The organism is Acidobacteriota bacterium, from assembly GCA_040752675.1.
Classification (GTDB): domain Bacteria; phylum Acidobacteriota; class Polarisedimenticolia; order JBFMGF01; family JBFMGF01; genus JBFMGF01.
Genome location: JBFMGF010000013.1, coordinates 1 through 8,262, shown reverse-complemented (window position 1 = coordinate 8,262; position 8,262 = coordinate 1). Strand labels below are relative to the sequence as shown.

Here is an 8,262-nt window from a genome sequence, read left to right as displayed (position 1 = left end):
GAGTTAAAATAATAGAGATTTCATTATAAGGAAATAACGATGAAGATGTTGATGGCACAGTTGAATACGATGGTAGGAGACATTGAAGGCAATGGCAGTCTCGTGATGGAAACTCTCAGGAAAGGGAAAGAACTGGGAGCAGCGCTCGTCGTCTTTCCGGAGCTCATGCTGGTCGGTTATCCACCAAGAGACCTTGTTGAAAAAGAATCATTCGTGGAGGCCAATCTGAGGAAGCTGGAGGAGGTGGCGAGGCAAACGGATGGGATATCCGCTGTTGTTGGTTTCGTTGACAGGAATCCCTATGCGGTAGGAAACAAAGTTTTCAATGCGGCTGCCGTCCTCGAGGGGAAGATGATAAAATCCATTCATCATAAGACCCTTCTTCCCACCTATGATGTCTTTGACGAAGGGAGATATTTTGAGCCTTCCGAGCGGATCACGCTTGGAAAGATCTCTGGTGTGAGGGTCGGAGTCTCTATCTGTGAGGATGCCTGGAATGATGAGGATTTCTGGCAACACAGGAGATATCGCCGGGATCCAATTCATGAGCAAGTCAAGATGGGGGCGGATATCCTGATTAATATTTCCGCCTCTCCCTTCTCTTTGGGGAAGCCTCTGCTTCGGGAGAGAATGCTCGCAAGCCAGGCTTCTAAATACAGAAAAACGATTGTCTTCGTCAATCAGGTTGGTGGGAATGACGAGCTTATCTTCGACGGGCACTCCTATGTCATTGCTCCCGATGGTACCGTCGCCTATGAAGGAAAATCTTTTGAGGAAGATTTCCTGCTTGTTGATCTCGGGAAGCCGCTTCCCATCGCTGAGCGGAAAGCGGAGAACGAGATTGAAGAAGTTTACAAGGCACTCATCCTCGGGACGCGCGATTACATGAGGAAATGTGGCTTCTCTAAATGCGTCATCGGGTTGAGCGGAGGGATCGATTCCTCCGTGACGGCCGTGCTTGCCGTGAGGGCCGCAGGAGAGAAAAATGTCCTCGGAGTTCTCATGCCCTCGCAGTATTCATCGAAAGAAAGCATCCTTGATGCTCAAAATCTTGCGAGGAATCTCGGGATAGAAACGTGCACCATCCCTATACAGAAGAGCTTTGAATCGTATAGAGAAAGCCTCGTGCAGACCTTCAGGGGTCGTCCCGAGGATGTCACTGAAGAGAACATCCAGGCGCGCATACGCGGCAACATTCTGATGGCCATATCCAATAAATTTGGCCATCTCGTCATCACCACCGGCAACAAATCCGAGCTTGCCGTAGGCTACTGCACCCTTTACGGTGACATGAGCGGCGGACTCGCAATGATATCAGATGTCCCCAAGACGATGGTCTATCGGCTCATGCAGTTCATCAATAAAGACGAGGAGATCATTCCCCAAAATGTTTTCACGAAAGCGCCTTCCGCCGAACTCAGACCGAATCAAACCGACCAGGATACACTCCCTCCATATGAGACCCTTGATCCTATCCTGAAGTATTACATCGAGGACAGAAAGAGCCCGAAAGAAATCGTTGCTCTTGGATATCCAGAAGATGTCGTGAAGAAAGTGATAGAGATGGTCGATAAAAACGAGTACAAGAGGAAGCAGGCTCCTCCAGGATTAAAGATCACGACGAAAGCGTTCGGGGTGGGCAGGAGAATGCCCATCGCCCAGAAATTCCACGAATTCTGAGACACTTCCCTATAGGGAGCAATCCACACCCATGGCATCCGCACGTGCTCCTTATTCGTAAAGCATGCGAAATGGTGCCAAGAGGTAAGAGCTCCAAATGACTCGAGAAACCAATTACTTCAGGAGATAACAAAAATTGAGGAATCGGTTTATAATATTAAAACTAACTCGCAGGAGGCTACAAGCGTGACGGTTGAGGCACTCTGTGAATGAGGAACAGGACTTTCCATCTGAGAAGCGATTGGAAGCAAAGGCGTAGTTTTTTCATGCAAAAAGCAACTTCCGTGACGATCGCTCTCCTCGTGCCTGTTCTTGTGGGAACCGGGATCTTTCTTGCCGGGGAAGCGGAACAGATGAGGGGGGAAATAGTCCTTGTCAATCCACAGAAGAGGCAGACCATCAAGACCATTGTCATCGATCCTGGTCACGGCGGAGATGAAACCGGAGCTGAAGGAAAGAGCGGCATATTCGAGAAGGATATCGTCCTCGACATCGCGGTTAGGCTCAAAAGACAGCTCCAGAAGGTGCAGGGACTGAAGGTCATTCTGACGCGGGATAGAGACTTAACGATGTCCCTCGATGAAAGAACTGCGATCGCAAACCACAATCGAGCCGATCTCTTCATCAGCATCCACGTCAATGCCTCCAGAGGGAAAAAGGTTAACGGTGCCGAAACATACTTTCTGAGCTATGAAGCAGCCGATGAGGAGATCAGGGCTCTTGCCGCCCTTGAAAACAATGTGGTCGGTCTTCCTGAAGAGAAGAGCGAAGAGCAGAAAGGGCTGGAGATGATCCTCTGGGACATGGCGCAGGCCCAGTATCTCAAAGAGAGCAGCGAGCTGGCGGAATGGATCCAAGAAGAACTCAACAAGATGCTCGGGATCAGGAACAGAGGGATCAAGCAGGCTCCTTTCAGGGTACTGATGGGTGCAACCATGCCCGCTGTTCTCATCGAAGCAGGATTTCTCTCCAACCCTGAAGAGGAGGAGAAGTTGAAAGAGGGATCCTATCGCGAAGATATCGCAAGCGCCATTTACCGCTCCATTCTCTCTTACAAAGAGATGGTTGAGAAGAGAACGGGTAAGATAGGTTTCCAGGAAAGTCCGAGATTCACGAATCAATGAAGAGAGTCTTCCTATACCTCATTTCTCTGCTTATAGTTATCGTCGTTGCTGTAGTGGTCATCGTAATGGTTCTTCTCAAGGGTGAGGGAGTTGTTGAACCCGTTATTAGCGAGAAGAGCTCGGTCTATGGGGAGACCGGTTCTTCCATTCCCACAGTTGGAGTCACGCTCTTCTTCCATGACCCGGAGGAAGATTTTCTCATTCCAGAGAAGAGAAACATCTTCTCGATGCCATTTCTTACGGATCGCGCCAGGCAACTGGTTGTTGAGCTAATGAGAGGTCCCGGCATGGGTGGAGTTTCCACGATCCCTCCGGGTACGACTCTCCACGAGCTGTACGTTCTTAAGGATGGCACAGTCTGCATAGATCTCAGCCGGGAATTTGAGGAGAATGCAGACGGAGGAAGCTCATCGCAGCTCTTGCAGATTTACTCTGTCGTAAATTCTCTCACTTACAACTTCCCCGAGATCAAAGGAGTGAGGATTTTCATCGAGGGGGAGCAGAAAACATCGTTCGGTGGACACATCTATTCAGCAGGTGTCTTCCGGGAAAAATTATCGCTCGTGAAGTTCCCCGAATCAATGCTTCCTCCCGAGACAGGGGAAGTTGAAACGTTTCAGAATGGAGAACTACAGGAGGGTTCTCTTCCAGTCGGTGAAAGCCCTGAGGATACTTCTACTGAAGATAGAGAAGATGCCGAGAGCCTTGAAAAGGATGAGGAACCGGAACCAGTGCCATAAGCCTGTCCGCCAAAGCCGAGAGAGTTTAGAAAGTGGATAAGGAAATCAGACTCATCGGAGTTTTTGATTCGGGGATTGGCGGGTTGACCGTCTTCAAGGAACTGAACAGAAAGCTTCCTGAGATGAGGATCGTCTATCTCGGCGACACGGCAAGAGTGCCGTACGGCGTAAAGTCGAAGGAGACGGTCGTCAGATATTCGATGGAAGCGGCAAGATTCCTGACCAGGAAGGGCGTCGACCTGATTGTAGTCGCCTGCAACACCTCTTCGGCTCTAGCCATGGATCAACTGAGGAAAAGCTTCGACATCCCGATCATCGGAGTCATTGAAGCCGGTGCCAGAAGAGCATGTGGCCTGACGCGATCGAAGCGGATCGGAGTCATCGGGACACATGCAACCGTGAAGAGCGAAGCTTACAGAAACGAGATACAGAAGATCATGCCCGGAGCCGACGTCAGGCAGCTTGCCTGCCCGCTCTTTGTGCCGCTTGTGGAAGAAGGATGGACTGATAATAAAATTGCCAGGAATATTGCGGAGGTCTATCTCGACGAATTGAAGAGGGCGGATGTTGATACGCTTATCCTCGGCTGCACGCACTACCCCCTCCTCAAGAAGACTATCGCGGAAGTCATGGGAGCAGGCGTGAAGCTCATTGATTCGGCAGAATCGATAGCCGATGATGTCTGGCAGATGCTGTATGGAAGTGAAAAGCGAGAAGAAGGAGGGCAAATCAAGAATTCTCTGCAGAGCTTTTCTGAGCCGGAACTCCGATTCTATGTTACCGATTCGACGGAACGGTTCATCGAAGTCGGTTCGGTGTTCCTGGGTTTCGAAATCCGGAATCCGCAGATCGTCGACATCACCGGGGAATAGAAAGATGATCACAGTATTTAAATAAGGAGAATGAATGATCAGAGGAGATGGAAGACAGGAAAACTGGATCAGGCCTGTTGAGATGATGCCGGGATACATCAAGCATGCCGAAGGCTCGGTCTTTATGACACTCGGAGATACAAAGGTGGTATGTACGGCAAGCGTGGAAGACAGGGTACCGCCATTCCTGAAGGACAGCGGGCAGGGGTGGATCACTTCCGAGTACGGGATGCTTCCGAGATCCACGGACGTCAGAACACAGAGGGATTCCCTGAAGGGTAGGCCATCGGGGCGCACCATGGAGATCCAGAGGTTGATCGGAAGATGCCTTCGCCCGGTCGTTGACCTGCACGCTCTTGGCGAGCGAACGATCTGGATCGACTGCGACGTTATCCAGGCAGATGGCGGAACTAGGACGGCATCGATCACTGGTTCCTGCGTTGCCCTTGCGCTTGCTTTACATAAGTTGATGGAGGCAGGGCAGATCACCGTGCCACCGTTACTCGGAATGGTATCTGCCATCTCTGTAGGCATCGTCGATGGGACAGCGCTCCTCGATCTAACCTACGTCGAGGATTCCGCGGCAGAAGTGGACATGAACGTGGCAAGAACGGATGGCGGAAAGTATGTCGAGATACAGGGAACAGCAGAAGTCACCCCGTTCAACCGCGATCAGATCTTCACTCTCCTTGATCTGGCAGACCATGGTACGGGTTTGATGCTGGAACATCAAAGGAAAGTCCTCGGCGGGTTCCTGGGCAAGCTAATGAAACGGTGAGGTGTTCCACACGTGGATATATTGATAGCGACAAGGAACAGGGGGAAAATCCATGAGGTCGAAGCACATTTCAAAGGATTGAGCCTCAGAATCCATACATTGATCAATATGGCCATCAAGACTGACCCTGTCGAAGATGGTAAGACCATAGAAGAGAACGCCGCAAAGAAAGCGCTCCACTACTCGAGGGAAACAGGAATTCTGGTCCTGGCGGATGATTCGGGTCTCATGGTCGATCATCTCAACCAAATGCCAGGTGTCTTTTCATCCCGATATGCCGGCTCCGGCGCCACTGATCTAGAAAAGTGCAGGAAACTCCTGAAGGAGATGGAGGGCGTTCCATGGGAGGAGCGGACAGCAAGATTCGAATGCGTCATAGCCCTTGCCCACTCAGGGGAGCTTATTGCGACATTCAGGGGGGAATGCAAAGGGTACATCGCCCTGGAGATGAAAGGGCACCATGGCTTTGGCTACGACCCAATCTTTTACTACCCGCCGCTCGAGACGACCTTTGCAGAACTTGAAAGAGAAGAGAAGGAGAAGGTCAGTCACCGCGGTGCTGCCCTTCTCCTCGCTAAGAAATTCCTCGAAGAACACTATCTATGAGGTTCTGAGGGTTACTTTTTCTCTGCCTTTTTGATGCTTTCCAGCTCGACGATTTTCTTCTCGGCGTCGAAGACTCCCTTCAACATGACTTCCTGGCCGGCAAACTCTTTAGCCTTATCCTGTTTGTCGATCTCGAAGGTCACGCTGGTCTCGTTATCGTAGAAAGCGAACTTCGCCCCATGCTGCGTGACGCACTGCAGGGCGCATTTCGCATGATCTCCCTTCCCCTTGCACATCGTGTCGGTGATCCAGCCCGTCTTCGTCAGCGTTTCTTTTGCCACGAGATAGGATGCCGCGTTGAAGAGTGAAACAGCTAAAATGGGCACCATGGCTAGCGTCAGAATCTTTTTCATGTTTTTTCCTCCTATACTGAAAAAGAGTTATGGAATTGGCTTGATGTATCAGTTTTTGGGCTCCTTCCTTTTACTATCTGAGCATTATAGGGAATTATTCTAACTGCGCTCTGTCAAGTCGTCAAAGACAGGTTCTCTTCTTTTCTTTCTTCAGGTCAACATGGACGACGCAGGAAGCGTTGAAATTCTTGACGATCATGCTCTCCACAGACGAGGCTATCTGATGCGCCTTCTCGAGGTCTGTGTCCCGGGCGACCTCGATGTGCAGCGCAACAGCTTTGTGCTCTCCGTAGGAGTGGATGTCGATACCGTGCACGCCGGCGACGCCAGGAAAGGAAAAAGCCATCCTCTTGATCCTTTCAACCATCTTCTCTTCTGGCGCTCTTCCAAGAAGGTAATGGATGGAGGAAAGGCCGATGCTCACGGCCACATAGATAATAGTGACGGACACGCCAATCCCCAGGACCGGGTCGACCCACATGCGGCCGTATCTCGCTGATACAATGGCAATGGCGACGAGAGTTGATGCGAGAGCATCGGTCCGATGGTGCCAGCCATCGACTTTCAGCGTCTCCGAATCGATCTTCTGATGAAATCGAAGCCGGCCACGGCGAGAACGGTGTTTCCGATGATGCTGACCCATGCTTCGAGATAGCTGTATTTCACTCTCTCTGCATGCGATCGGAAATCAGCCATACTTGACGTAGATTGTACAAGAATGTATTATTTAAAACAAATTTTTTAGTGATCCTATTGCTCCTGAGTAGCTCAGTCGGTAGAGCAGGTGGCTGTTAACCACCGGGTCGGGGGTTCGAGTCCCTCCTCAGGAGCCAATTCTTTTTGGGGTCAATTTTGGCAACTAAATGGAAGGGATAAGTATAACAAAATAAAAGATTTCGGTCTTTTAAAATAAAGTTCGAGCCGAGAATTTTTAAAAAGTCTCTTTTGGCGCTGGAGTTTCCTTGCCAAGCGACAGAACCTGCCTGATTACATACAGTTAGAAAGTTTTTGGAGGGTTCGAGCCATCCGCCGCTTATTTTCTCAATCTCGCCCAATCGTTCCTGCAATTCCGTCTTTTCGTTGAGTAGTTTTGCCTTCTTTCGCTGATACTCTTCCTGTGATATTTCCTTAGCGATATACAGGTCTATAAGGCGTTCTATCTTGATGTCGAACTCCTTTAGCTTCTCTTTCACTCGGCGAGATTGAGAAGAGGAGGCTTTGCTTTCTTCTTGGGATGATTTCTCTAATCTGCCAAGCATTTTATCTTTTGTTTCGTTATCTATGAAAACTTTAAGGATGGCTTTATTTATTTGCTCAAGCAAAGCCTCCTCTCTAAGAAACTTTTGTGAACATTTGACTATCTTTTTAGTGCAGCGGTAGTATATATGGCCCTTTTGCCTTTCTGCTGTAATGCTTGCCTTACACTCACCACACTTAATAAGACCTGTAAAAGCAAATTTTATTTTACCCTTCTTTACTGGCTTGGCTTTTTTCTCTAATACCTCTTGTACTTTATCGAAAAGTTTCTTAGAGACAAGCGGCGGATGGCTCGCTTCAAAAAGTTCGCCTTTGAATTTCATTACACCATAATAAAAAGGATTTCTCAAGATAGATGCAAGCGAACTTTTTCGGACGGGCTTGCCCACCTTACCTAATAGACCCCATCTATGCACTTCTCTTAGTAACTCCTCAAGTGAGTAATTGCCTGTTGCATAGAGCTCAAATATCTTGCGCACAAAAGGCGCTTTTTCTGGGTCAGATTGGATTGTGTGGTTCTTATAGTCATTTATGTACCCAAGTGGTGCCCAGCCGGGCCATTCGCCTCTACGTAACTTTTCGCGTAAACCACGCTTTACATTCTCGGAAAGATTATCTACATAGTATTTACTCTGTCCGAAAGCAATTGAAAGCATAAACTTACCTTGTGCTGTATTGTCAAAGCGGTAGGTAGGAAAGCGAAGGTCAACTATCTTACCAATATCTATAACCTAGTTTGAGCGATTTTTAGCATAAGAAATCCCACCCAATGAGTTATACTGTTGATATGAAACAAAAAACAACAGACAGCAACTTTGCTGTCCTTAACCCATAGGGTGGGAGGAAATCATG

The 8,262-nt window shown here is 49.0% G+C and carries 9 protein-coding genes and 1 tRNA gene; 7 read left to right on the top strand and 3 right to left on the bottom strand.

The features are described 5' to 3' along the window. The first annotated feature begins 39 nt into the window (after positions 1–39). From AB1756_01785 to AB1756_01760, 6 genes are all read left to right on the top strand, one after another. Complete coding sequence (locus AB1756_01785) at positions 40–1,680, top strand: NAD+ synthase (protein MEW5806074.1); 1,641 nt, start codon at positions 40–42, stop codon at positions 1,678–1,680. 266 nt (positions 1,681–1,946) lie between these two features. Continuing rightward, complete coding sequence (locus AB1756_01780; protein MEW5806073.1) at positions 1,947–2,804, top strand: N-acetylmuramoyl-L-alanine amidase; 858 nt, start codon at positions 1,947–1,949, stop codon at positions 2,802–2,804. Further along, complete coding sequence (locus AB1756_01775; GenBank protein ID MEW5806072.1) at positions 2,801–3,544, top strand: GerMN domain-containing protein; 744 nt, start codon at positions 2,801–2,803, stop codon at positions 3,542–3,544. The genes AB1756_01780 and AB1756_01775 overlap by 4 nt, the downstream gene beginning before the upstream one ends. 32 nt (positions 3,545–3,576) lie before the next feature. Further along, positions 3,577–4,416, top strand: a complete 840-nt coding sequence (gene murI, locus AB1756_01770; GenBank protein MEW5806071.1) for a glutamate racemase — start codon at positions 3,577–3,579, stop codon at positions 4,414–4,416. A gap of 34 nt (positions 4,417–4,450) precedes the next feature. Further along, complete coding sequence (gene rph / locus AB1756_01765) at positions 4,451–5,194, top strand: ribonuclease PH (protein ID MEW5806070.1); 744 nt, start codon at positions 4,451–4,453, stop codon at positions 5,192–5,194. Positions 5,195–5,206: 12 nt separating this feature from the next. Further along, positions 5,207–5,800 carry an XTP/dITP diphosphatase gene (locus tag AB1756_01760; protein ID MEW5806069.1) on the top strand — a complete coding sequence of 198 codons (594 nt, stop codon included), beginning with the start codon at positions 5,207–5,209 and terminating at the stop codon, positions 5,798–5,800. A gap of 11 nt (positions 5,801–5,811) precedes the next feature. Here AB1756_01760 and AB1756_01755 read toward each other — a convergent pair whose 3' ends face one another. Beyond that, positions 5,812–6,153: a hypothetical protein gene (locus AB1756_01755; protein ID MEW5806068.1), complete on the bottom strand. Its 342-nt coding sequence runs from the start codon at positions 6,151–6,153 to the stop codon at positions 5,812–5,814. A gap of 121 nt (positions 6,154–6,274) precedes the next feature. Next, positions 6,275–6,796 carry a cation diffusion facilitator family transporter gene (locus AB1756_01750; protein MEW5806067.1) on the bottom strand — a complete coding sequence of 174 codons (522 nt, stop codon included), beginning with the start codon at positions 6,794–6,796 and terminating at the stop codon, positions 6,275–6,277. A 114-nt stretch (positions 6,797–6,910) separates the two neighbouring features. On the opposite strand from AB1756_01750, the gene AB1756_01745 reads away from it, so the two are divergent. Next, positions 6,911–6,986: transfer RNA gene (locus AB1756_01745), tRNA-Asn, on the top strand. Here AB1756_01745 and AB1756_01740 read toward each other — a convergent pair. After that, entirely contained in the window at positions 6,945–8,066 is a 1,122-nt protein-coding gene (locus tag AB1756_01740; GenBank protein MEW5806066.1) for a recombinase family protein, read from the bottom strand. The two genes, AB1756_01745 and AB1756_01740, sit on opposite strands and share 42 nt — an antisense overlap. Positions 8,067–8,262: the final 196 nt, after the last annotated feature.

What these genes read in the sequence shown, in the direction of transcription:
- AB1756_01785 (MEW5806074.1), top strand. Translation starts at nt 40, where the DNA reads ATGAAGATGTTGATGGCACAGTTGAATACGATGGTAGGAGACATTGAA.
- AB1756_01780 (MEW5806073.1), top strand. Translation starts at nt 1,947, where the DNA reads ATGCAAAAAGCAACTTCCGTGACGATCGCTCTCCTCGTGCCTGTTCTT.
- AB1756_01775 (MEW5806072.1), top strand. Translation starts at nt 2,801, where the DNA reads ATGAAGAGAGTCTTCCTATACCTCATTTCTCTGCTTATAGTTATCGTC.
- rph (MEW5806070.1), top strand. Translation starts at nt 4,451, where the DNA reads ATGATCAGAGGAGATGGAAGACAGGAAAACTGGATCAGGCCTGTTGAG.
- AB1756_01755 (MEW5806068.1), bottom strand. Translation starts at nt 6,153, where the DNA reads ATGAAAAAGATTCTGACGCTAGCCATGGTGCCCATTTTAGCTGTTTCA.
- AB1756_01750 (MEW5806067.1), bottom strand. Translation starts at nt 6,796, where the DNA reads ATGGGTCAGCATCATCGGAAACACCGTTCTCGCCGTGGCCGGCTTCGA.
- AB1756_01740 (MEW5806066.1), bottom strand. Translation starts at nt 8,066, where the DNA reads ATGCTTTCAATTGCTTTCGGACAGAGTAAATACTATGTAGATAATCTT.